General features: G+C 64.8%; 24 protein-coding genes and 1 tRNA gene. 7 read left to right on the top strand and 18 right to left on the bottom strand.

Going from position 1 to position 20,948, the window contains the following annotated elements; translation table 11 throughout:
- Positions 1-16 precede the first annotated feature (16 nt).
- The 8 genes from IEW49_RS04575 to trmD form a co-directional block, all read right to left on the bottom strand.
- Positions 17-760, bottom strand: coding sequence for an alpha/beta fold hydrolase (locus IEW49_RS04575; protein ID WP_188641567.1), 744 nt, complete (start codon positions 758-760; stop codon positions 17-19).
- The gene (locus IEW49_RS04570; protein ID WP_188641566.1) at positions 757-1,419 is read right to left on the bottom strand and encodes a 2-hydroxychromene-2-carboxylate isomerase; all 663 of its coding nucleotides are present in this window, start codon (positions 1,417-1,419) and stop codon (positions 757-759) included. Before IEW49_RS04570 ends, IEW49_RS04575 begins: the two co-directional genes overlap by 4 nt.
- A 1-nt stretch (position 1,420) precedes the next feature.
- Positions 1,421-2,017: an aspartate-semialdehyde dehydrogenase gene (locus tag IEW49_RS04565; RefSeq protein ID WP_188641565.1), complete on the bottom strand. Its 597-nt coding sequence runs from the start codon at positions 2,015-2,017 to the stop codon at positions 1,421-1,423.
- A gap of 5 nt (positions 2,018-2,022) precedes the next feature.
- Complete coding sequence (locus tag IEW49_RS04560; protein ID WP_188643091.1) at positions 2,023-3,048, bottom strand: aspartate-semialdehyde dehydrogenase; 1,026 nt, start codon at positions 3,046-3,048, stop codon at positions 2,023-2,025.
- Between the two features lie 87 nt (positions 3,049-3,135).
- Entirely contained in the window at positions 3,136-4,320 is a 1,185-nt protein-coding gene (locus IEW49_RS04555; RefSeq protein WP_229658082.1) for an APC family permease, read from the bottom strand.
- A complete protein-coding gene (locus tag IEW49_RS04550; protein ID WP_188641564.1) occupies positions 4,317-6,548 on the bottom strand; it encodes a S9 family peptidase in 2,232 nt (743 codons plus the stop codon). The genes IEW49_RS04555 and IEW49_RS04550 overlap by 4 nt, the downstream gene beginning before the upstream one ends.
- A 192-nt stretch (positions 6,549-6,740) precedes the next feature.
- Positions 6,741-7,118, bottom strand: coding sequence for a 50S ribosomal protein L19 (gene rplS / locus IEW49_RS04545; RefSeq protein ID WP_188641563.1), 378 nt, complete (start codon positions 7,116-7,118; stop codon positions 6,741-6,743).
- Positions 7,119-7,120: 2 nt separating this feature from the next.
- On the bottom strand, positions 7,121-7,861 hold the full coding sequence (gene trmD / locus IEW49_RS04540; protein WP_188641562.1) for a tRNA (guanosine(37)-N1)-methyltransferase TrmD: 741 nt from the start codon (positions 7,859-7,861) through the stop codon (positions 7,121-7,123).
- A 407-nt stretch (positions 7,862-8,268) separates the two neighbouring features.
- Here trmD and IEW49_RS04535 point away from each other — a divergent pair, with 407 nt between their 5' ends.
- A complete protein-coding gene (locus IEW49_RS04535) occupies positions 8,269-9,177 on the top strand; it encodes an NAD(P)/FAD-dependent oxidoreductase (protein ID WP_188641561.1) in 909 nt (302 codons plus the stop codon).
- 4 nt (positions 9,178-9,181) lie between these two features.
- Here IEW49_RS04535 and IEW49_RS04530 read toward each other — a convergent pair whose 3' ends face one another.
- From IEW49_RS04530 to IEW49_RS04505, 6 genes are all read right to left on the bottom strand, one after another.
- Positions 9,182-9,895, bottom strand: a complete 714-nt coding sequence (locus tag IEW49_RS04530; RefSeq protein WP_188641560.1) for a DUF5818 domain-containing protein — start codon at positions 9,893-9,895, stop codon at positions 9,182-9,184.
- Between the two features lie 32 nt (positions 9,896-9,927).
- Positions 9,928-10,416, bottom strand: coding sequence for a ribosome maturation factor RimM (gene rimM / locus IEW49_RS04525; protein ID WP_188641559.1), 489 nt, complete (start codon positions 10,414-10,416; stop codon positions 9,928-9,930).
- Positions 10,417-10,422: 6 nt separating this feature from the next.
- Positions 10,423-10,935, bottom strand: a complete 513-nt coding sequence (gene rpsP / locus IEW49_RS04520) for a 30S ribosomal protein S16 (RefSeq protein ID WP_188641558.1) — start codon at positions 10,933-10,935, stop codon at positions 10,423-10,425.
- Between the two features lie 33 nt (positions 10,936-10,968).
- The gene (gene ffh, locus IEW49_RS04515; protein ID WP_188641557.1) at positions 10,969-12,456 is read right to left on the bottom strand and encodes a signal recognition particle protein; all 1,488 of its coding nucleotides are present in this window, start codon (positions 12,454-12,456) and stop codon (positions 10,969-10,971) included.
- A gap of 142 nt (positions 12,457-12,598) precedes the next feature.
- Positions 12,599-12,674 (bottom strand) — tRNA-Ala (locus IEW49_RS04510).
- A gap of 101 nt (positions 12,675-12,775) precedes the next feature.
- A complete protein-coding gene (locus IEW49_RS04505; protein WP_188641556.1) occupies positions 12,776-13,102 on the bottom strand; it encodes a TIGR02300 family protein in 327 nt (108 codons plus the stop codon).
- Positions 13,103-13,247: 145 nt separating this feature from the next.
- Between IEW49_RS04505 and aroA the strand changes: the two genes are divergently transcribed.
- From aroA to IEW49_RS04475, 6 genes are all read left to right on the top strand, one after another.
- Complete coding sequence (aroA, locus tag IEW49_RS04500) at positions 13,248-14,558, top strand: 3-phosphoshikimate 1-carboxyvinyltransferase (RefSeq protein ID WP_188641555.1); 1,311 nt, start codon at positions 13,248-13,250, stop codon at positions 14,556-14,558.
- On the top strand, positions 14,555-14,833 hold the full coding sequence (locus IEW49_RS04495) for a CBU_0592 family membrane protein (RefSeq protein ID WP_188641554.1): 279 nt from the start codon (positions 14,555-14,557) through the stop codon (positions 14,831-14,833). The genes aroA and IEW49_RS04495 overlap by 4 nt, the downstream gene beginning before the upstream one ends.
- Positions 14,830-15,462 carry a (d)CMP kinase gene (locus tag IEW49_RS04490; RefSeq protein ID WP_188641553.1) on the top strand — a complete coding sequence of 211 codons (633 nt, stop codon included), beginning with the start codon at positions 14,830-14,832 and terminating at the stop codon, positions 15,460-15,462. The genes IEW49_RS04495 and IEW49_RS04490 overlap by 4 nt, the downstream gene beginning before the upstream one ends.
- A gap of 287 nt (positions 15,463-15,749) precedes the next feature.
- On the top strand, positions 15,750-17,453 hold the full coding sequence (gene rpsA, locus IEW49_RS04485; protein WP_188641552.1) for a 30S ribosomal protein S1: 1,704 nt from the start codon (positions 15,750-15,752) through the stop codon (positions 17,451-17,453).
- Between the two features lie 113 nt (positions 17,454-17,566).
- Positions 17,567-18,322, top strand: coding sequence for a hydroxyacylglutathione hydrolase (gene gloB / locus IEW49_RS04480; protein ID WP_188641551.1), 756 nt, complete (start codon positions 17,567-17,569; stop codon positions 18,320-18,322).
- Complete coding sequence (locus IEW49_RS04475; protein WP_188641550.1) at positions 18,322-18,648, top strand: DOPA 4,5-dioxygenase family protein; 327 nt, start codon at positions 18,322-18,324, stop codon at positions 18,646-18,648. Before gloB ends, IEW49_RS04475 begins: the two co-directional genes overlap by 1 nt.
- A 67-nt stretch (positions 18,649-18,715) precedes the next feature.
- On the opposite strand, the gene IEW49_RS04470 is transcribed toward IEW49_RS04475, so the two are convergent.
- The 4 genes from IEW49_RS04470 to IEW49_RS04455 all read right to left on the bottom strand — a co-directional run bounded on the left by IEW49_RS04470 (position 18,716) and on the right by IEW49_RS04455 (position 20,868).
- On the bottom strand, positions 18,716-19,282 hold the full coding sequence (locus tag IEW49_RS04470) for a F0F1 ATP synthase subunit B family protein (RefSeq protein WP_188641549.1): 567 nt from the start codon (positions 19,280-19,282) through the stop codon (positions 18,716-18,718).
- Entirely contained in the window at positions 19,275-19,769 is a 495-nt protein-coding gene (locus IEW49_RS04465) for a F0F1 ATP synthase subunit B family protein (RefSeq protein ID WP_188641548.1), read from the bottom strand. Before IEW49_RS04465 ends, IEW49_RS04470 begins: the two co-directional genes overlap by 8 nt.
- 76 nt (positions 19,770-19,845) lie before the next feature.
- On the bottom strand, positions 19,846-20,073 hold the full coding sequence (locus IEW49_RS04460) for a F0F1 ATP synthase subunit C (RefSeq protein ID WP_057884388.1): 228 nt from the start codon (positions 20,071-20,073) through the stop codon (positions 19,846-19,848).
- A 36-nt stretch (positions 20,074-20,109) separates the two neighbouring features.
- A complete protein-coding gene (locus IEW49_RS04455; RefSeq protein WP_188643089.1) occupies positions 20,110-20,868 on the bottom strand; it encodes a F0F1 ATP synthase subunit A in 759 nt (252 codons plus the stop codon).
- Positions 20,869-20,948 lie beyond the last annotated feature (80 nt).

Here is a 20,948-nt window from a genome sequence, read left to right as displayed (position 1 = left end):
TTCGCGCCGCGCCAAATCAAGCGGATAGGAAATCGGCGATCGCCTGTCCAAGCTCGGGCTTCACCACGCTCGACATATGCGTGCCCGGCACCTCGACATGCTTCGCATCGGGGATCGCCTCGGCGAGGCGTTCGGGCGAACCGTTGTCCCGATCCTCGTCGCCGCACACGATCGCGGTGGGCATCGAGATCGCTTCGAGTGCTTCGGGTGCGGTGTCGCCCACGCTCTGGAGCAGATGGCGCGCGGCCACCCGGTCGGTTTTCATCGTCTTCATGAAGTTCTTGGCGAAATAGGCCGGATCGTCGCGTTCGATTTCGTCGAAGCGATCGATCGCGTCGATGAAGAAGGCGGCACGTTTGTCCCATCCGGCGAGCCCTTCGAGCCCCATTCCCGCGAGCACCAGCCTGCGCGGGGTCAAGCCGGACAGCACTGCCCGAGCCGCCGTTCGCGCACCGAGAGAGAAACCGACCAGATCGTAGTCGACCAGATCGAGCGCCTGCACCAGCGCTGCGACGTCGCTCACCAGCACGTCGTGCGGATAGGCCGAGGCCGCGTGCGGCTTGGCGCTTTCGCCGTGCGCACGCAGATCGGGCATGATGCATTCGAACCCGGCCTCGGCGAGCTTTGCCGCATGGCCGTACTTGATCCAGTTCATCTCGGCGCTCGAAAAGAGGCCGTGCAGGAGCAACACCGGGCGTCCCTCGCCCATGCGATGAACGGCGATTTCCTGCCCGTCGAAACTGGCGATCCGTTCGCTCATCGTGCCTGCAATCCCTTCTGCTCCATGCGCCACCTGGCAATGTCGATACGGTCTTGTCCGAAGAACGGCTCGCCTTCGAACACCAGCGTCGGCACGCCCCAATGGCCGGCGTCCTCGAGCGCTTGCTGGTTGGCGGCGATCTCGACGTCGAGGGCATCCGCGTCGTCTCGCGCTTCGGCTTCGAGGTCGGTAAAGTCTAGACCCGCGGCCGACGCAGCCTGTGCGAGATGATCGCCCTCGTGCCAGTTCGCCGCGCCGCCCCAGATCAGTCCGGCGGCTTCATGCGCGAAGGCGAGGCCGTGGCCGCGCCGCGCAGCGGCCTGGCCCAGCCGAGTGATGCGGCGGATATAGGGCTGCTTGTCGGCAATCTTGCGCGTGTGGAGGTCCTGCACGATCGGATCCGGCCGCGGGATGCCGAAGGGGATGCCGTGATATTCGGCGAGGCGCGGCACATCGCGCAGCAGGTAGCCGAGCCAGGCCGGATTGCTCTGTTCGAAGAAATCAGGCTTGCGGATCGCGAGCGGGTAGACCGGGCGCAGCGCGATATCGACCGTATGGCTTTCCGCCAATGCACGATAGCGCCCGATCGCGAGATAGCTGTAGGGCGAACGAAAGCTGAAAAAGAGATCGGCGGGCAGGATCGGGTTGGCGCCGGTCATGTCAGCGGAAGAAGCACTGCGTGCCGGCGTAGAGCATCGTGACCGTGTCGCCCTCCTCGTCGAGGAATCCGCCGATCCCGCCGCTGCGAAACTCCTTGCCGAGCGTGCTGTCCTGCATCGCCAGCGTGCGCGACTGCTCAAGCACCGCGCGGTTGCTTCCGACGCCCATGCCGTCGATCGTCGTCAGGCCGAGCGTGCCGTCGATGTTCCAGCCGACGAACTTCCCGTCCTGGAAATTGAGCGTCAGCCCGTCGATCGTCGAGAATTCCATCGGGCCGGCACCGCACTCGCGATTGCTGCTGCGCGTACCGCCCTTGCCGAGCGATCGCCCGAGCGCGTTCTCGACCACCTGCCGCCCGCTGCCGAAGGCGATCAGCCGGGTCGCGCCCGACGGAATGACCATCCGCAGCCCCTCGCCGTCGAGCGCCGGGATCGGTCGCGCCTCGGACACGACCGTTTCGCCTTCCTGGAGAGGCTCGGGCTCGGCGATCGCTTCGGAAGGCAGCTCTACCTGCGACTGGTCGGATGTGCTCTCGTCGGAGGCGGGCTCGCCGCAGGCGGCCAGCAAAAGGACAGCAAGAACCGGTAGCGCCCGCATCGCGATCATCCCTTCTTCAGGCACTCCCGCCCGAGCAGTTCGGCGATCTGGACCGCATTGAGCGCCGCGCCCTTGCGGAGGTTGTCCGAGACGCACCACAGCGCGATGCCATTCTCGACCGTGGGATCGTCGCGCACACGGCTGATGAAGGTCGCACTGTCGCCGACGCATTCGACCGGGGTGACGTATCCGGCGTCTTCGCGCTTGTCGACAAGCATGATGCCGGGCGCCTCGCGCAGGATATCCTGGGCCTGCTCCGCCGACATCTCGTCCTCGAATTCGATCGCGATGCTTTCGGAGTGGCCCACGAACACCGGCACGCGCACGCAGGTCGCCTGGACCTTGATCTTTGCGCTCAAGATCTTCTTTGTTTCGACGACCATCTTCCATTCTTCCTTGGTCGATCCGTCATCGAGGAAGACGTCGATCTGAGGAATGACGTTGAAGGCGATCTGCTTCTGGAACTTTGCCGGATCGGGGCTGTCGCCGACGAAGATCGCGCGGCTCTGCTCGAACAGTTCGTCCATCCCGGCCTTCCCGGCGCCCGAGACCGATTGGTAGGTCGAGACGACCACGCGCTTGATCGTGGCGGCATCGTGCAGAGGCTTCAATGCGACGACCATCTGCGCGGTCGAACAGTTCGGGTTGGCGATGATGTTGCGCTTGGAATATTCTGAAATCGCGTCCGGATTTACCTCCGGCACGATCAGCGGAACGTCCGGGTCCATCCGGTAGAGCGAAGAATTGTCGATCACCACGCATCCCGCCTTCGCGGCCTTGGGCGCATAGGTCTTGGATACGTCGGACCCGGCGGCGAACAACGCGATGTCCCAGCCGGTGAAATCGAAGTGCTCGATATTCTTGCATTTGAGCATCTTGCCGGTGTCGCCGAATTCGACCTCGCTCCCCTGCGAGCGTGAGGATGCGACCGCAGCGACCTCGTCGCACGGAAACTCGCGCTCGGCGAGCACCTGCATCACTTCGCGCCCGACATTCCCGGTCGCACCGACGACGACTACCCTGTAACCCAAATCCATGTCTCCACTGTGAGAGTGTGCCGCCGAGATAGCGATTACCTGCCCACCCGCAAGCGCACATTCGCTTGACCGACCCTGCGGTCAGATGATTCCCGCCAGATGCAGCGCAAGCAGCAGGATGGCCGCGACAGCGCCGAGGGCGCCGGTATAGGCGATCGCCGGATGGGCCACGCCATGCCGCACCGCAACGACGTTGACGACGGCGAAGACCGCAAGGAACACGAAGCTCGCGCCTTGCACGAGCTGGCTGAGACCACCGAAGACCGCGAGCACCGCCGCCACGACCGCGACGATCAATACACCCGCCCAGGGCACGCCCTCACTGTCGGTCTTGCCGAAGATCGCGGGGAGCTCACCTTCGGCCTCGGCTTCCTTGCCGAGGCGCGCGGTGGAGAAAATCGTCGCGTTGATCGCCGAGGCAGTCGAGAACACCGCGGCGATCGTGACCGCGATCAAGCCAGCGGTTCCGGCCGCAGCACGACCTGCATCCGCCAGGGCGACTTCCTTCTTCGCAATGATCGCATCGGCCCCGACCAGCATGGCAGTGCCCAGGGTGACGAGCACATAAATCGCGATCGTAGTAACGATCGCCCACAGCATGGCCTTGCCGATCAAGGCCTTGCCGTCTTCCATGTCGTCGTAATCGTAAGCCAGCAGCTGGAAGCCTTCATAGGCCATGAACACGGTCGCGGCGCCGACGATGGCCCCGCTGATCCCGCTCCCGCTGCTGTCCGCCGCTGCCATCCGTTCGGGTGCCCAGCGGAGGAGGCCGATGAACGCCAACCCGAACAGGATCGCCAGCTTGCCCCAAACGGCGACGATCTCGACGGTCGCACTTTCGCCGACCCCCTTCAGATTGACTCCGGCCAGCACGAAGATCGCCAAGAGAGCCGCCACCTGCGGCAGCCACGAAGGCCCGCCGACGGCATGCGCGAGATAGGCCCCGAAGGTGAAGGCATAGACCGATACGGTCAGCGTATAGCCGAGCATCAGCGCCCAGACCGTCACCCGCGCGGCCCGCTCGGCGCCCACCCGGCGCAAGAATGCGAAGGCGCCCCCGGCGCAGTCGAAATCCTGCGTCAGCCGCGCATAGCTGTATCCGGTCGCCAGCGCGATCAGGCCACCGATCACGAAGCTCAACCAGGCGAGCTTGCCCGCCACGGCGATGACCACGCCCAAAGTGGCGAAGATGCCGCCGCCGATCATACCCCCGACCGCCATCGACCAGGCGGCATTGAAGCCCAGTTTGCCGCCGCGCTTCGTCACTCGGGTGCGGTCACCCCGTTCTGCTCGAGGAATCGGAAATAGGTGTTCCACAGGTGCGGCGAGATGTTCTCGCCGGCCACGCGGTGCGTGTAGCCGGGATAAAGCATCATATCGAACGGGACGTTGGCCTCCTGCATCGCGGCGATCAGCTCGGTGGCGTTCTCGAACACTACGTTGTCGTCGGCCATGCCGTGCACCAGCAGTAGCGGGTCCTCGATCTTGTCGGCGTTCACGATCGCATTGCCGATCTCATAGGCTTCGGCATCGTCCAGCGGGGTGCCCATGTAGCGCTCGGTGTAATGGGTGTCGTAAAGCTCCCACTTGGTCACCGGGGCACCCGCGATCGCGGCGGCATACAGGCCCGGATCAGCTTGCAGCATCAGGATCGACATATAGCCGCCATACGACCAGCCATAGGTCGCGATCTTGTCGGGATCGACGAAATCCAGCGTCTTGAGCCACTGGGCCCCGGTCGCCTGGTCCTCGACTTCGATCGTCCCCATCGCGCGGTAGATCTGGCTGAGGAAATCGACCCCGCGATTGGGGGTGCCGCGATTGTCGAGCGCGAACCAGATATAGCCCTTGTCGACCACTGCCTGCCGCAGCGCGCCACCCCAGCCCTTGTCGACGACCTGGCTGGTCGGACCGCCATAATGGTAGAAGAAGACCGGGTATTTCTTGCCTTCTTCGAGCTCGGGCGTGACCATCTCGTAATAGAGTTCGCTACCGTCGACGGCGGGAATCGTGCCGTAACGCGCCAGCGCGTGGCTCGCGAGATAGGGCGCGTACGGGTGGTCCCCTTCGACGCGGTTCTCCTCGATCCAGGCGAGGCGATTGCCCTCGGCATCGGCTATGTAGCTCTGCGTGGGCTGCGTATCGTTCGAACGCGAAACCAGCAGCGTCTGGCCCTTGCGGTCCATCGAGGCGCCGTTGACGTAGTCAGGGTCGGTCAGCAGCTGCGGTTCGCCCGACCAATCGTCGATCGCGTAGATCTGCGGCGCGAGCACATCGTCCTTGTTCGCGCGGAAGGTAATGCGCTCGCGCACCTCGTCGATGCCGACCAGGTCCATCACCTGCCAGTCACCGTCGGTCAGCTGGGTCCATTCGCCGTCCGCGAAACGGTAGAGATGCCCCCAGCCGTCGCGCTCGGACCACCAGATCAGTGAACCGTCCTCGAGGAAGCGATAGCTGTCGCTGATTTCCACCCAATATCCGTCGCGCGCCCGTTCGGTGAACAGCACTTCGCTGTCACCGGTGGCGGGATCGACCTTGAGCATGTCGATTCTGGTCTGGCCGCGATCCTGCCGCTGGACGTAAAGCGCGCTGCCATCGGGCGCCCAGTCGACACGCGCGAGGTAGATATCGGTTTCTTCGCCCAGATCGACCTTCACCCGGTCGCTGCCGTCGGGATCCATGACGAAAAGTTCGACCACGGCATTGGCGCTGCCCGCGACCGGATAGCGCTGGTCGAAAACCTTGGTCCCGGTCGCACCGATCGCGGCGCGGGTCACGATCCCGACCCCGCTTTCGTCGAAGCGCTGGACCGCGATGCGGCGGTCGTCGGGGCTCCACCAGAAGCCGGTCAGCCTGCCCATTTCCTCCTGCGCGACGAATTCGGCCTCGCCCCAGCGAATATCCTCGCCTTCCTTCGGTGTTACCGGCTGTGCGGCTTCACCTACCGCGCCGACCCACAACTGCCGATCGCGCACGAAGGAGACGAAACCGCCCTCTTCGCTGAGCGTCGGGTTGAGTTCGCTTTCCTCGGTATCGGTCAGCCGCGTGACGCTGCCATCGAGCCGCGCGAGGTAGAGATCGCCATCGAGCGGGACGAGCAGTCCCTCGCCGTCGGGCGCCCATTGATAGGTGATGATGCCCTTCAAATTACCGACGCGCGCGCGTTCGCGCTGCATCTTCTCGTCCTCGGACAGTTCGCGGCCCGATCCTACCGTCTCGCTATCGACCAGCATCGTCCATTCGCGCGTCTCGCGATCGAACGCCCACAGATCGTAGCGATCGCGATCGTTCTCGCGGTTACGCAGCAGGGTGAGATAACGGCCGTCGGGCGAAATCTTCACCCCGCGCGGGCTCGATCCGTCGAGCGACGGCGAGCCGAAGACGCGTTCGAACGTCAACTGCTTGGCTTCGGCGGGCTCAGTCATCGCAGCCTCCTGCGCGGCGGCAGGAACGGTCGAAGCGCTTAGCATCAGGGCGGCAAGAAACAGTCGCATGGTGTGTCATTCTCTCCCAAACTCGTCATTGCGAGGCGACGCAGTCGCCACGGCAATCCAGTGAAGAAGCGAGTCGGCGCCCTGGATTGCTTCGCTACGCTCGCAATGACGAAATCGGGGCCGGAATGCAAAAGGGGCGCTCCCTTGCCGGAAGCGCCCCTCGTGTGTTCGTCGGCTCGAAAGCCTGAAAGCTTACTTGGCGTCCTTCGCCGGGCGCGTGTCGCGACGTTCGGCGATACGCGCGCTCTTGCCGGTGCGGCCGCGCAGGTAATACAGCTTCGCGCGACGCACGGCGCCGCGACGGATCACGGTGACGGTGTCGACGTTCGGCGAATAGAGCGGGAAGACGCGCTCGACGCCCTCGCCGAAGCTCATCTTGCGCACGGTGAAGTTCGAACCCATGCCGCGGTTCGAACGCGCGATGCACACGCCTTCGAAGTTCTGGATACGCTCGCGCTCGCCTTCCTTGACGCGCACGCCGACGCGGACGGTGTCGCCCGCGCGGAATTCGGGAATGTCCTTACCGAGGTTTTCGATCGCCTCGGCTTCGAGTGTCTGGATCAGGTTCATGCCTAATCGTCCTTCGTTTCGTGCCGCGCGCCAGAGGCAGACTGGTCCCGAGCGTCCGTATGACGTTCCCAAAGGTCCGGCCTGCGTAACCGTGTGTCTTCCTCGCTACGTGCCTTGCGCCACGCCGCGATCTTCGCATGATCCCCCGATCGCAGCACTTCAGGGATCGTGCGCCCTTCCCATTCCTGAGGTCGGGTGAATTGCGGATATTCGAGGAGGCCGTTCTCGAACGATTCCTCGACCCCGCTATCGGGGGCGCCCATTACGCCGGGAAGCAGGCGAATGCAAGCGTCGAGTATCGCCAGCGCCGCAGGTTCTCCGCCCGACAGCACGATATCGCCGAGCGAGACTTCCTCGACGTCGCGGCCCTCGAAGATACGTTCGTCGAACCCCTCGAACCGGCCGCACAGCAGCGTAACCCCCGGCCCCGCCGCCAGCTCGCGAATGCGGGCCTGCGAGATCGGCTTCCCGCGCGGTGTCATGGCGAGCACCGGGGCATCGGGCGACAGCCGCCGCGCATGATCGATCGCTGCGCCCAGCACATCGGCCTTCAGCACCATGCCCGCCCCGCCCCCGGCCGGCGTATCGTCGACCGTGCGATGCTTGTCCTGCGCGAAATCGCGCAATTGCACGGTGTCGAGCGACCATTTCTGCTCCTCGAGCGCCCGCCCCGCGAGCGACAGCCGCAGTGGCCCGGGAAACATTTCGGGATAGAGCGTAATGATGGTGGCGGCGAAGGTCATTCAGAATTTCTCGGGTCGGGTCGCATGAAAAATACAATGAGGAAAGTGACCAAAAAATGGATCCACATAAACGGAGAGATAAGCAAAATCAGAAGACCTATGGGATTAGGCACCCAGTCGATTTCGCAACTGCCATCTCCGCAAAGCGCAGTCGGCGCAGCTGCAATCAGAGGCCAGTACGATACCAAAAGGGACCCGATCAGGAACCAAAACCCTCTGCTCTTCGCGAATAAACGCAAGCAGACTGCAACCGCAATAGGAAGCAGGAAAGCGATCCAACCCATCAGAAATCCCCCCGCCAATCGCTAGTGAACCGTTCAACCGGCTACTTCAAAACTGCTTATTGAGCGCCGAACAATGCTTTATCCTCTTACGGAGCGTATAACCATCCCATGCGTTGAGCACTCATGGACGATTGCATCATCGTGGGCGCTGGCCCCGCCGGCCTGACGGCGGCGATCTATCTCGCGCGCTACCACCTCGACATCCGCCTTTTCGACGACGGCGAGAGCCGTGCTGCATGGATCCCGAAGAGCCACAACCATGCGGGTTTTCCCGACGGCATCAATGGCAAGGAGCTGCTCGCGCGCATGCTCGAACAGGCCGAGAAATACGGTGCGCATCGCGAGGAGAAGCGGGTCATACATCTCGAGCGCAACGAAGAGGGCTTTATCGTCGGCACCGAAGGCGCAACCTATCGCGCACGCTCGGTCCTGCTCGCCACCGGGGTCGTCAATCGGCGGCCCGAGGGAATGGAGGACGATCTCCACGACGAGGCGCTATCACGCGGGCTGCTGCGCTATTGCCCCGTCTGCGACGGCTACGAGGTTACCGACAAGCGCGTCGCGGTCATCGGCACCGGCAAGCATGGCTGCGCCGAGGCCGAGTTCGTGCGCACCTATACCAAGGATGTCACCCTCGTCTCGCCGCTGCCCAAGCACGATTTTTCGGATAGCTGCGACCGCCGGCTCCGCGCCGCCGGGATCGATGCGGTCGGCGGCCCGGTCGAAAATTTCGCGATCGAGGGCGATTGCCTCGCCTTCGACACCGCCGAGGGACGGATGAAATTCGCCAGTGTCTACCCCGCGCTCGGCTCGGATATCCGTTCCGAACTCGCCGCGCAGGCGGGGGCCGATCTGAGCGACGAAGGCTGCGTCGCGACCGACGACCATCTCGAAACCAGCGTCCCTGGCCTGTTCGCGGCGGGCGACGTGGTGATAGGGCTCGACCAGATCAGCCATGCGATGGGTCAGGCAGGCGTCGCCGCGACGACGATCCGCAATCACCTGGCCGAGGACGAACCGTTGCGGCGCTAGGCCCTCAATTTCCGCATTTGACGAACACAACGCCGTCGCCGACGATTTGGTGTCCGCCGATCGAGACCGGATCGTAGGCGGCATCGGTAGCGGGGCGCAGGATCGCCATACCGTCGGGTCCGCGACTCTCCAGCGGAAGGTCGGGCAGCGGATCGTCGAGCACGAGGCGCGGATAGTCCCCCAGCACGACCATGCTGTCGGTCGGTACGCCGTTGACGCTCGATTCGAGCACCAGCGCGCCGGGGCTGCGGCTGATCTGGAAATCGGGCTTTGCGCAGTTCGCACCGACACCCTTCGCGGTCCAGCTGCCGATCACGTAGTCTTCGGTCAGTGCGACTCCGCCAGTACGCGCCGGGTCGCGATCACGCGCAGGGGCATCGGCGCTCTCGATCGAATCGATCACGAGCGTGCCCTCGCCCTCCTGGCAGAAACTTGCATCGGCAAGCTCGCCGGTAATGCGGACGTAATCACCGGAGGCGAATTCATCCCCGCCGTTGAAGGCGTAGCGCTTGCCATCGGGTGTGTGCAGTACGCGGCATTCGACGCCGCTTTCGATGCGGCCTTCGACGGTCAGCAGCGAAGGGCTCCCCGAGGGGCGCGTCGCTGCTGGATCGTCGCTGGAGGGATCGCCCGGCGGTTCGGTCGATTGCTGGCATGCGCCGAGCGACAGGAGCGGCGCGAAGAGGATGGCGGAGAGGAGCGACTTCGTATCGGTCATACCGATTCAAAGCGTCGTGAGCGCGACCGTTCCTAGTCTTCGGCGAAGGCCGCGTTGACCACCAGGCGCTCGTCGTTCCACTCGGGCACGGCCTGTTCGGTCAGCGGGACCATGAATTTCCTGCCGTCTGCGCGCTCGATCTCGACGAGGTCGGTCGCACCGTAATTCATCACGTCGGCGACGGTGCCGATCGCCTCGCCTTGCTCGGTGACCACCGGGAGCCCGATCAGGTCGGCGTGGTAGTATTCGCCCTCTTCGAGCGGGGGCAGCGCGTCGCGCGGAACGGTGAGCGCGGTGCCGCGCAGCGCCTCGGCCTCGTTGCGGTTCGAGACGCCCTCGAAACGGGCAATCGCGCCGCGCTTGTTGTCCGAACGGACCTTGGCGAGCTTCAGCGCGCCGTCATTGAAAGAGGGGTGAGAGCGCAATTGCTCCCACCCCTCTCCGAACAGCTTGAGCCGGACTTCGCCCGCCACGCCGTGCGCGCCGGTGATGGCCGCGAGGGTGACGGGCTTGTCCGACATCGAGGCTTAGCCTTCCGACTTCTCTTCGTCGGCGGCTTCGTCCTTCTTCTCTTCTTCGGCCGGAGCTTCTTCCTTGGCTTCTTCCGCAGCCGCTTCCTCGGCGGGAGCGTCTTCGGCCTTGGCTTCTTCTTCCTTCGGCGCTTCGGCTTCGGCCTTGGCCGCTTCTTCGGCCTCCTTGGCTTCGGCTTCCTTCGCAGCCTTCTCTTCGGCGCGTTCCTTGGCCTTCTCGCCCGGCTCGGCCTTCTGCGGGTTGTTGCGCGCTTCACGCTCGACGATGCCGGCGGCATCGAGGAAACGGGAGACGCGATCGCTCGGCTGCGCGCCGACGCCGACCCAGTAACGGGCGCGATCTTCGTTCAGCTGGACGCGCTTCTCGTCGTCCTTGGCGAGCAGCGGGTTGTAGACGCCGATCTGCTCGAGATACTTGCCGTCGCGCGGGCTGCGCGCGTCGGCGACGACGATGCGGTAGTAGGGACGCTTCTTGGCGCCACCACGCGAAAGACGGATTGCAACTGCCATTTGATATTACCTTTCAGTCCTAAACTCTTGAAATCACTTTTTCTTGTTCATCATGTCCCGGATTTCGGGAGGAATATCGCCGCCCCCTGAGCCGCCGAGACCGGGGAGCGAAGGAGCGCCCGCGCCACCGCCGCCCATGCCGGGCATCCCGCCGCCGCCGAACAGCTTCCCGAGGCCACCGAGGCCGCCCATCTTCCTGATCTGCTTCATCGCCTTGGACATCTCCTGGTGCATCTTCAGGAGTTTGTTGACGTCCTGCACCTGGGTGCCCGAACCGGCGGCGACGCGCTTCTTGCGCTTGGCGTTCATCAGGCCCGGCTTGGCGCGTTCCTTCGCGGTCATCGAGCCGATGATCGCGTCCATGTGGAGCAGCACCTTGTCGTCCATGTTCGAGGCGGCCATCGCGGCCTTGGCCTTCTTCATCCCGGGCAGCATGCCCGCGAGCATGCCGAGCCCGCCCATGTTCTGCATCTGCTTCAGCTGGGTCCGAAGGTCGTTCAAGTCGAACTCGCCCTTCGACATGCGCTTGGCGAGGCGTTCGGCGTCTTCGGCATCGACCGTCGCGGCAGCCTTCTCGACCAGGCTGACGACGTCGCCCATGCCGAGGATGCGGCCCGCGACGCGCTTCGGATGAAACGCTTCGAGCGCATCGAGCTTCTCGCCGGTACCGGCGAACTTGATCGGCTTGCCCGTTACGGCGCGCATCGAGAGCGCCGCACCACCGCGCGCATCGCCGTCCATCCGAGTGAGGACCACGCCAGTCAGCGGGACCTCGTCGGTGAAGCTCTTGGCGACGTTGACCGCGTCCTGGCCGGTGAGCGAGTCGACCACCAGCAAGACTTCGGCCGGATCGGCCGCGCCGGCGACCGCCTTCATCTCGGCCATCAGCGCATCGTCGACATGCAGGCGGCCCGCTGTGTCGAGCATCAGCACGTCGAAATTCTGCAGCCGCGCCGATTCGAGCGCGCGCCTGGCGATGTCGACCGGCTGCTGGCCCGGGACGATCGGCAGCGTGGCGATATCGGCCTGCTGGCCAAGCACCGCGAGCTGTTCCTGCGCCGCCGGGCGCGCGACGTCGAGCGACGCCATCATCGCCTTCTTGCCGTGCTTTTCGCGGATATAGCGCGCGATCTTGGCGGTGCTGGTGGTCTTGCCCGAGCCCTGCAGGCCGACCATCATCACGACGGCGGGCGGCTTGACCTCGAGCTTGAGGCGCGATTCCTCGGGCGCGGGCGCGCCTTCCTCTTCGTCGGGATCGCCGCCCAGCGTGCGCACAAGCTCGTCATTGACGATCTTGATGACCTGCTGGCCGGGCGAAACCGCGCGCAGCACGTCCTGGCCGATGGCCTTTTCGGTGACGGCATCGATGAAGCGGCGGACGACCGGCAGCGCGACGTCGGCTTCGAGCAGCGCGATCCGCACCTCGCGCATCGCATCGCGCACGTCCTGCTCCTTGAGCGCACCGCGCCCCCGCAGCTTGTCGAACGTGGCACCGAGGCGATCGGACAGGTTGTCGAACACGCTTTGCCGTACTCCTTTTCAGCGGAAAACCCGCCAAACGCGAAAAACGCCGGCGGACGAAACCTCGTCGGCCAGCGTGCGAGGCGCATGCCCCGACTAGATGTAAAACCGTTCGTCCCGAATATTGGTCAGGACGGATGAATGGTGGAGCCTAGCGGGATCGAACCGCTGACCTCAACACTGCCAGTGTTGCGCTCTCCCAGCTGAGCTAAGGCCCCAATCATTCATTTTCGCCGCCTGCCGGAGAGACCCGGATGGTGGCGAGGACGCGCCCTTTATGACCGCGCCCCGGGTTTGGCAACCCTTATCAGAAAACGAATTAGCTGTCGTCTTCCTTGTCGTCGTCGCCCTTGCCCTTGGTCACGCCAAGGTCGTCGTCACCACCGAGGTCGACTTCGTTGTCGGGCGAATCGTCGTCCTCGTCGATATCGTCCAGATCGTCATCGGCCAGATCCGAATCGGAATCGCTGTCCTTTTCCTTCTTCTCGTCCTCGAAGGGGATCGGCTGCTTGGGCTTCAGCACGGGCTCGGGGTCCCACTCGTTCCCGCACTCGATGCAGGTGACGGGGTGCTCTTCGCCCAGGTCGTAGAAGCGGGTGCCGCATTTCGGGCAGGTCCGCTTGGTGCCCCATTCCGGTTTGGCCATGGTCTTCCTCAAACGCTTGCCCCGCGAAAATCGCGGGAGAAAATTCAGTGATGCAGGTGGCGGCGGGGCGGGATGGAATCAAGCCCTTTCGCATTGGCGGCGCGCCTTGCCATAGGGTGCGGTCGCTGTCAAAGCGCGGCTTCTCATGAACGGCCCTTCCCGCACCTTTACGCCCGGCGGCCCGCTGCGCGGCACGATCGCGGTGCCGGGCGACAAGTCGATCAGCCACCGCGCGCTGATGCTCGGCGCCAGCGCGCTGGGCGAGACGCGGATTTCCGGCCTGCTCGAGAGCGATGACGTGCGCGCCACCGCCGCCGCGCTGCGCGCAATGGGCGTCGCCATCGAACGCGACGGCGCAGACTGGGTGGTCCAGGGCCTCGGCACGGGCGGGCTGATGTCGCCGCGCGCGCCGCTCGACATGGGCAATAGCGGGACCAGCGCCCGGCTTTTGTCCGGACTGGTCGCGAGCCAGGACATAGCAGTCACGCTGACCGGCGATGCCAGCCTGTCGCGCCGCCCGATGGGGCGCGTGATCGAGCCGCTCTCCCGCATGGGCGCGGAGTTCCGGTCGCGCGATGGCTGCCTGCCGATGACGGTCACGGGCGCAAAGCGCGCGATCCCGATTGCCTACCGCCTTCCCGTCGCCAGCGCGCAGGTGAAGAGCGCGGTGCTGCTCGCCGCGCTCAATACGGCCGGCACGACCACCGTGATCGAGTCTGAGACGACCCGCGACCATACCGAACGCATGCTGCAGGCCTTCGGGGCGAAGCTGGAGTCCGGCGCTGAGGACGGCGCGAAGGTCATCCGACTGAAGGGCGAATCCGGGCTGCGCGGGCAAAACGTCATGGTTCCAGGCGACCCCTCCTCGGCCGCCTTCTTTATCGTCGCCGCGCTGCTCGTGGAAGGCAGCGACCTGACCATTCGCAACGTCGGGATGAACCCGAGCCGCGCCGGGCTGCTCGCGATATTGCGGGAGATGGGCGGTGCGATCGAGATCGCCGCCGAGCGCGAGGCGGGTGGTGAGCCGGTCGCCGACCTGCGGGTGCGGCAATCGACGCTTGCCGGACTCGACATCGATCCGGCCCTCGCACCCTCGATGATCGACGAATTCCCGATCCTCTTTGTTGCCGCCGCACTGGCGGAAGGGACGACTCGCACGACCGGCCTCGGCGAATTGCGGGTGAAGGAAAGCGATCGCCTGGCCGCCATGGCCGCCGCGCTGGGCACGATCGGGGCGCAGGTTGAAGAACACTCCGACGGCCTGACCATTCACGGCACCGGCGGCGCGCCGCTGGCCGGGGGCGGTCCCGTCCCCACTCGTCTCGATCACCGCATCGCGATGAGCATGGCGGTGGCCGGCCTCGCCAGCACGCGGGGGGTGACGATCGACGACGCTTCGCCTATCGGCACCAGCTTTCCGACCTTCATCGATACGCTGGAGCGCACTCGCGCATGATTCCCATTTCGTCCCAGACCGCGAACCTGATCGGCTTTGCCGGCAGCTTCTGCATCGTCGCCGCTTTCGCCTACGCCAATCGCGCGAAGCGGATGGACAAGCTCGTCTACAATCTCGTCAACCTGCTCGGGGCGGCGCTGCTGACCGTGTCGCTGCTGGTCAACTTCAACCTGCCGACGCTCGTGCTCGAAATCGTGTGGATGACGATCGCCACCTACGGCATCATCGTCGCGCTGCGTGAACGGTCGGCAGCACGACAGGAGGCAGGCGCATGATCATCGCCGTCGACGGACCGACTGCCTCGGGCAAGGGCACCATCGCCCGCGCCCTCGCCGAACATTACGGGCTCCCGCATCTCGACACCGGCCTGCTTTACCGTGCGGTCGGGCGTCAGGCGTTCATTTCCGATTTCGATCCCGACAGCCCGGTCGAGGCGCTCTGCGCCTGCGGTTTCCACGACAAGCTGCTCGAGGATCCCGAACTTCGCAGCGAGGAAACCGGCGGATTGGCGAGCCGCGTCTCGATCCACCCCGGCGTGCGCCAGGCGCTGTTCGAGCGCCAGCGCGCCTTCGCACTGCAGGATGGCGGCGCGGTGCTCGACGGGCGCGACATCGGGACGGTGATCGTGCCCGAAGAGGCCGACGCCAAGCTGTTCGTCACCGCCAGCGCCGCTGCGCGCGCTTCGCGCCGCTTTCGCGAAATGCAGGAGAACGGCGTCGACACGACGCTCGAGGAGATCACCGAGCAGATCGAGGCGCGCGACAAGCGCGACCAGGAGCGCGAGGATTCGCCGCTCAAGCCGGCGCCCGATGCCTATGTCCTCGACACCACGCTGATGAAGAAGGAAGAGGCGATTGCGGCTGCTATCCGTGCGGTCGAGCGGGCGCTGAAAGGCGAAAACTGACCCCTCTCTCCGCCGTTCCCCCGGCACGAATCACCCTTGCCTTACGCGCGTTTTTCGCCTAGGCGCGCGCCGGTCCGACGGTGTGGAACCGTTCGGCGGCAGGCTATCCCAAGCACGGCTGGGTTGACTGAAGGGCGCAGAGCCGCCCTCCCCCGTGCTTTTGGCACCTGCCGACGAACCCCGCACCCGAAGGCTCCCGCGACGGCATTCGGCCCCGCGGGACGTTCGGCCTCCTAAGTCCCCGGGCTTTCCCGGTGGCCGGCAATTCAGTCCAGGAATTTCACCTTATGGCAACCAGTGCCACCCCCTCGCGCGACGATTTCGAAGCGCTTCTCAACGAACAACTCGGCGACGAGATCGACGGCGGCTTCGAAGGCCGCGTCGTCAAGGGTACCGTGACCGGTATCGAGAACGACAAGGCGATCATCGATGTCGGCCTCAAGAGCGAAGGCCGCGTCGACCTCAAGGAATTCATGCGCGGCGAAGACGAGCACGGTCTCGAAGTCGGCAGCGAAGTCGAAGTCTATGTCGACCGCGTCGAAAACGCCGACGGCGAAGCCATGCTCAGCCGCGATCGCGCCCGCCGCGAAGCCGCTTGGGACAAGCTCGAAAGCGAATTCGGCGAAGGCAAGCGCGTCGAAGGCCGCATCTTCGGTCGCGTCAAGGGCGGCTTTACCGTCGACCTCGACGGCGCCGTGGCTTTCCTGCCCGGTTCGCAGGTCGACATCCGCCCCGTGCGCGATGTCACCCCGCTGATGGACACGCCGCAGCCGTTCCAGATCCTCAAGATGGACCGTCGCCGCGGCAATATCGTCGTCTCGCGTCGCGCCGTCCTCGAAGAAACCCGCGCCGAACAGCGCAGCGAACTGATCGATCAGCTGGCCGAAGGCCAGGTCATCGAAGGCGTGGTCAAGAACATCACCGATTACGGTGCGTTCGTCGACCTCGGCGGCATCGACGGCCTGCTCCACGTCACCGACATGAGCTACAAGCGCGTCAACCACCCGAGCGAAGTGGTCGAGATCGGCCAGACCGTGACGGTGCAGATCGTCCGCATCAACGCGGAAACGCAGCGCATCAGCCTCGGCATGAAGCAGCTCGAAAGCGATCCGTGGGACGGCGTTTCGGCCAAGTACCCGGTCGGCGCGAAGCTCGACGGCCAGGTCACGAACATCACCGAATACGGTGCATTCGTCGAAATCGAGCCGGGCATCGAAGGCCTGGTCCACGTTTCGGAAATGAGCTGGACCAAGAAGAACGTCCACCCGGGCAAGATCGTCTCGACCTCGCAGGAAGTCGAAGTCGTGGTGCTCGAGGTCGACAGCGAGAAGCGTCGCATCTCGCTCGGCCTCAAGCAGGCTCAGCGCAATCCGTGGGAAGAGTTCGCCGAAGCGCATCCGGTGGGCTCGAAAGTCGAAGGCGAAGTCAAGAACGCCACCGAATTCGGCCTCTTCATCGGTCTTCCGGGCGACGTCGACGGCATGGTCCACATGTCCGACATCGCGTGGGGCATTTCGGGTGAAGACGCGCTCGCGCTGCACCGCAAGGGCGAGCAGGTCGAAGCCGTCGTGCTCGACGTCGACACCGACAAGGAGCGCATCAGCCTCGGCATGAAGCAGCTCGAAAAGGGTGCGCCGACCGAAGCCGCCGCTTCGGGCTCGCTCCGCAAGGGCCAGGTCGTCACCGTGCACGTCCTCGAAGTCCGCGATGGCGGTCTCGAAGTGCAGGTCGGCGAAGATGGCGCCACGGGCTTCATCAAGCGTTCGGACCTCGGCCGCGACCGCGACGAACAGCGTCCGGATCGCTTCCAGACCGGCCAGAAGCTCGACGCGATGGTCACCGGCTTCGACCGTTCGAAGAAGCCGAACTTCTCGATCAAGGCGTACCAGATCGCCGAAGAGAAGCAGGCCGTCGAACAGTACGGTTCGGCCGACTCGGGTGCCTCGCTCGGCGACATCCTCGGCGAAGCGCTGAAGAAGAAGGAAGACTAAGCTCTTCCACGCCGCACCAGCGGATAGCGAAGGCCCGCCCTCCCCACCGGAGCGGCGGGCCTTTTCTATGGCGGGCCTTTTCTACGGCGAGACGGGCGCCTACCTTCATGGGCATGCTCCAGATCCACCAGTTCCCCTGCCTGTCCGACAATTACGGCTTCCTCGTCCACGATCCCGCCAGCGGCGAGACGACCTGCATCGATACGCCCGATGGCGCCGAATACCTGAAGCAGGCCGAAGCCAAGGGGTGGAAGATCACCCATATCTGGAACACGCACTGGCATCCCGACCATGCCGGCGGGAACAAGGCGATCGTCGAAGCGACCGGCGCGAAAGTGATCGCCCCGCAGGAAGTCGAGAAGCTCTCGCCGATCGATCGCGAGGTCGCGCACGGCGACACGGTCTCGCTGGGCGACCACACGGCGCGCGTGATCGACGTCTCCGGCCACACCAACGGCCACATCGCCTTCCACCTCGCCGATGACGGGATCGCCTTCGTCGGCGATGCGCTGTTCGCGCTCGGCTGCGGGCGGATGTTCGAGGGCGAGCCCGGACAGTTCTGGGACAGCCTGTCGCGATTGAAGACCCTGCCCGCCGACACGACGATGTATTGCGCCCACGAATACACGCAAGCGAACGCGCAGTTCGCGCTCCATGCCGATCCTGGCAACGATGCGCTGGCTGCCTATGCCAGGGAAATCGACGCCAAGCGCGAGGCGGGCGAGCCCACCGTGCCGTTCCCGCTCGATCGCGAGCTCGAGACCAATCCCTTCCTCCGCGCCGACGACGACGAGATGCAGGCGCGCTGGGGCGGCGAGGCCCCACACGAGACTTTCGCCGCACTGAGGGCTGCCAAGGACGCGTTCTGATGACGATCAAGGGCTTCCATGCGCATATCTACTTCGATGCAGACGAGCTGGATGAAGCCCAACATTTCGCGGCCCGCGCAAAGGACCGGTTCGGCTGTCCGGTCGGACATTTCCATATCGCGCCGGTCGGGCCCCATCCGCGCGGATCCTGCCAGCTGACACTCCGCCCGGCGCAATTCGGTGAATTCGCCGTGTGGGCGGCCGAGGCGCGCGGAGACCTCACGATCTTCGCGCATGGCCTCAGCGGGGACGATCTCGCCGATCATACCCGACACGTGGTCTGGTTCGGCGAATCCGAACCGCTCGACCTGTCGATCTTCGACTGATCGCACCCGCCAACGAAAAAGGGCGACCCTTAGGCCGCCCTTTCGAAATTCGCAGTGTGTCGCCCGATCAGATGTCGGCGATCACCTTGTCGGCCAGCGCGCGATCGGCGTCAGCGTCGAACCTGTCGTCGATCAGCGTGCCGGCCGCTGCGGTGGCGGCTGTGACGGCGCGGTTGCGCACCTCGTCCAGCGCGTCGCGCTCGGCGGCCGCGATGCGGTCCTCGGCCATCCGCTTGCGGCGTTCGACGATCGCCTTGCTGTCGGCCTCCGCCTTGGCGACGATGCCTTCGGCTTCGCCCTTGGCGCTTTCGATCATCGCCTCGGCGTCCTTCTCGGCGTTGGCGATCTTGGCGGCGTATTCGTTGCGCAGCGCCTCGGCCTCGGCGCGCAGCTCCTTCGCCTCGTCGAGCTGTTCGCGGATATCGGCGATCTTCTTGTCGAGTCCGCCGGCGATGGTCCTGTGCACCTTGGCGCCGATGAAGGCGAAGGCGAGAAGGACGAGCATCGCGACCGAGACCCACTGATAGGGCTCGAAGCCCCACAGCGAAGGCGATTCGTGCGTCGCGCCAGAGGCGTCGACTTCGGTATAAGCTTCCGGCGCGCCGGTGGTCAGGGGGGCGGGCGTGTTAGCCATGAGCCAGCGTCTCCTTGACGGCCTTGGCCGCAGTGGGCTTGGTCACCTTGATACCGGCCACGCGCTGGACGATGTCCTGCGCGGCTTCGGTGGCGACCGCTTCGATCTCGGCCAGCGCGGCATTGCGCGCCTCGCCGATGCGGATTTCCGCCTCGTCGAGCTTCTTGTCGAGACGCTTCTGCGCGGCCGCGATGGTCTTTTCCGACTTGGCCGCGGCATCGGCCTTCGCCGCGTTGACGATCCCGCGCGCTTTCTCGCGGTTTTCGTTCTCGCGCACGCGCCAGGCTTCTTCCTGCTCGTCCGCGGCATCGCGGGCGGCCTTGGCCGCGGCGAGGTCGTCGGCGATCTTGCTGTCGCGCTGGTCGACGGTGTCCATGATCTTCGGCACCATCCCCATCCCGATCAGGAAGAAGGTGATTCCGAAGAAGACGGCGAGCCAGAAGAACTGGCTAGACCAGGTTTCGGCAAGCTGGGCTATCTGGGGCATCGACGCACTCGCGGTTCGACAGTCAAATCATGGGACGGGCCGGAGCTCTGCCCCGGCCCGCAAGTTCAGGTATTCGTCAGGCGACGAAGATCAGGATCATCGCGACGACGAAGGCCAGCAGGCCCAGAAGTTCCGCCGCGGCGAAGCCGATGAACAGGCGGCCCTGCTGGCCGTCGGCGGCACCCGGGTTGCGCAGCGCGCTTTCGAGAAACGAGCCGAACACGTTACCCACGCCGATGGCGGCCATACCGGCACCGATCGCAGCGAGGCCAGCACCGATGAGCTTGGCAGCTTCCATATCCATAATGAACTCCTTTGGTATTCCGTTAGATTGAGACGATTAGTGAAGGTTCTCGGCGTCGTTGATGTACAGCGACGTCAAAAGGGCGAAGACATAGGCCTGGATGCCCGCGACCAGCAGTTCGAGCGCACAGATGCCGATCATCAGCAGGAAGCTCGGCAGGCCGACGAGGAAGCCGAAACCGATCCCGGCATTGGTACCGTCGATCACGAAACTCGACAGGACTTCCAGCAGGACGTGGCCGGCCATCATCGCGACGAACAGACGCAGGCCGAGGCTGAACGGGCGCACCATGAACGAGATGAACTCGATCGGCGCGATCACCGGGATCATCGGCAGCGGGGTGCCGTGCGGCACGAACAGCGAGAAGAAGTGGAGGCCGTGCTTCCAGAAACCGACGATGAGGACGATCGAGAAGCTGAGGATCGCGAGGATGCCGGTCACGGTGAAGTGGCTGGTGAAGGTGAACGGGTGGAGCCCGATCACGCCCAGCGGCAGCAGGCCGAGCAGGTTCGCGAACAGGATGAACATGAACAGGCTGAAGACGTAGGGCACGTATTTGCGCCCCGCCTTGCCGATATTCGCTTCGAGCATGTTGTCGATGAAGCCGGTGAAGGATTCGACCATCATCTGCCAACGGCCCGGCACGAGCTGGCGCTTCATGCCGCCCATAACGAACAGGAACAGCACCACCGTGGTGATGAGCATCCACAGCGCGCTGTTGGTGAAAGCGATGTTGTAACCGGCGATTTCCCACGCCTCCGTGCCCGCGATCGGTTCGATCGCGAACTGGTGCATCGGGTCGACCTTGCCTTCTTCGGCTGCCACGTGAGTCTAACCTTCGTAATCTCTAAGCTGCGCGCCCCGAACCCCGCGAG

The organism is Pseudoblastomonas marina, from assembly GCF_014641655.1.
Lineage (GTDB): Bacteria > Pseudomonadota > Alphaproteobacteria > Sphingomonadales > Sphingomonadaceae > Alteriqipengyuania_A > Alteriqipengyuania_A marina.
This window is presented reverse-complemented; position numbering and strand designations above follow the sequence as displayed.

Bases quoted from the DNA above. Each gene is read 5' to 3' on its own strand.
- IEW49_RS04475 (WP_188641550.1), top strand. From the start codon at position 18,322: ATGACGATCAAGGGCTTCCATGCGCATATCTACTTCGATGCAGACGAG.
- IEW49_RS04490 (WP_188641553.1), top strand. From the start codon at position 14,830: ATGATCATCGCCGTCGACGGACCGACTGCCTCGGGCAAGGGCACCATC.
- aroA (WP_188641555.1), top strand. From the start codon at position 13,248: ATGAACGGCCCTTCCCGCACCTTTACGCCCGGCGGCCCGCTGCGCGGC.
- IEW49_RS04535 (WP_188641561.1), top strand. From the start codon at position 8,269: ATGGACGATTGCATCATCGTGGGCGCTGGCCCCGCCGGCCTGACGGCG.
- IEW49_RS04470 (WP_188641549.1), bottom strand. From the start codon at position 19,282: ATGGCTAACACGCCCGCCCCCCTGACCACCGGCGCGCCGGAAGCTTAT.
- rpsP (WP_188641558.1), bottom strand. From the start codon at position 10,935: ATGGCAGTTGCAATCCGTCTTTCGCGTGGTGGCGCCAAGAAGCGTCCC.
- IEW49_RS04565 (WP_188641565.1), bottom strand. From the start codon at position 2,017: ATGCGGGCGCTACCGGTTCTTGCTGTCCTTTTGCTGGCCGCCTGCGGC.
- IEW49_RS04465 (WP_188641548.1), bottom strand. From the start codon at position 19,769: ATGCCCCAGATAGCCCAGCTTGCCGAAACCTGGTCTAGCCAGTTCTTC.
- IEW49_RS04575 (WP_188641567.1), bottom strand. From the start codon at position 760: ATGAGCGAACGGATCGCCAGTTTCGACGGGCAGGAAATCGCCGTTCAT.
- IEW49_RS04530 (WP_188641560.1), bottom strand. From the start codon at position 9,895: ATGACCGATACGAAGTCGCTCCTCTCCGCCATCCTCTTCGCGCCGCTC.
- IEW49_RS04495 (WP_188641554.1), top strand. From the start codon at position 14,555: ATGATTCCCATTTCGTCCCAGACCGCGAACCTGATCGGCTTTGCCGGC.
- rplS (WP_188641563.1), bottom strand. From the start codon at position 7,118: ATGAACCTGATCCAGACACTCGAAGCCGAGGCGATCGAAAACCTCGGT.
- gloB (WP_188641551.1), top strand. From the start codon at position 17,567: ATGCTCCAGATCCACCAGTTCCCCTGCCTGTCCGACAATTACGGCTTC.
- IEW49_RS04550 (WP_188641564.1), bottom strand. From the start codon at position 6,548: ATGCGACTGTTTCTTGCCGCCCTGATGCTAAGCGCTTCGACCGTTCCT.
- IEW49_RS04455 (WP_188643089.1), bottom strand. From the start codon at position 20,868: ATGCACCAGTTCGCGATCGAACCGATCGCGGGCACGGAGGCGTGGGAA.
- IEW49_RS04505 (WP_188641556.1), bottom strand. From the start codon at position 13,102: ATGGCCAAACCGGAATGGGGCACCAAGCGGACCTGCCCGAAATGCGGC.
- rimM (WP_188641559.1), bottom strand. From the start codon at position 10,416: ATGTCGGACAAGCCCGTCACCCTCGCGGCCATCACCGGCGCGCACGGC.
- trmD (WP_188641562.1), bottom strand. From the start codon at position 7,861: ATGACCTTCGCCGCCACCATCATTACGCTCTATCCCGAAATGTTTCCC.
- IEW49_RS04460 (WP_057884388.1), bottom strand. From the start codon at position 20,073: ATGGATATGGAAGCTGCCAAGCTCATCGGTGCTGGCCTCGCTGCGATC.
- IEW49_RS04570 (WP_188641566.1), bottom strand. From the start codon at position 1,419: ATGACCGGCGCCAACCCGATCCTGCCCGCCGATCTCTTTTTCAGCTTT.
- rpsA (WP_188641552.1), top strand. From the start codon at position 15,750: ATGGCAACCAGTGCCACCCCCTCGCGCGACGATTTCGAAGCGCTTCTC.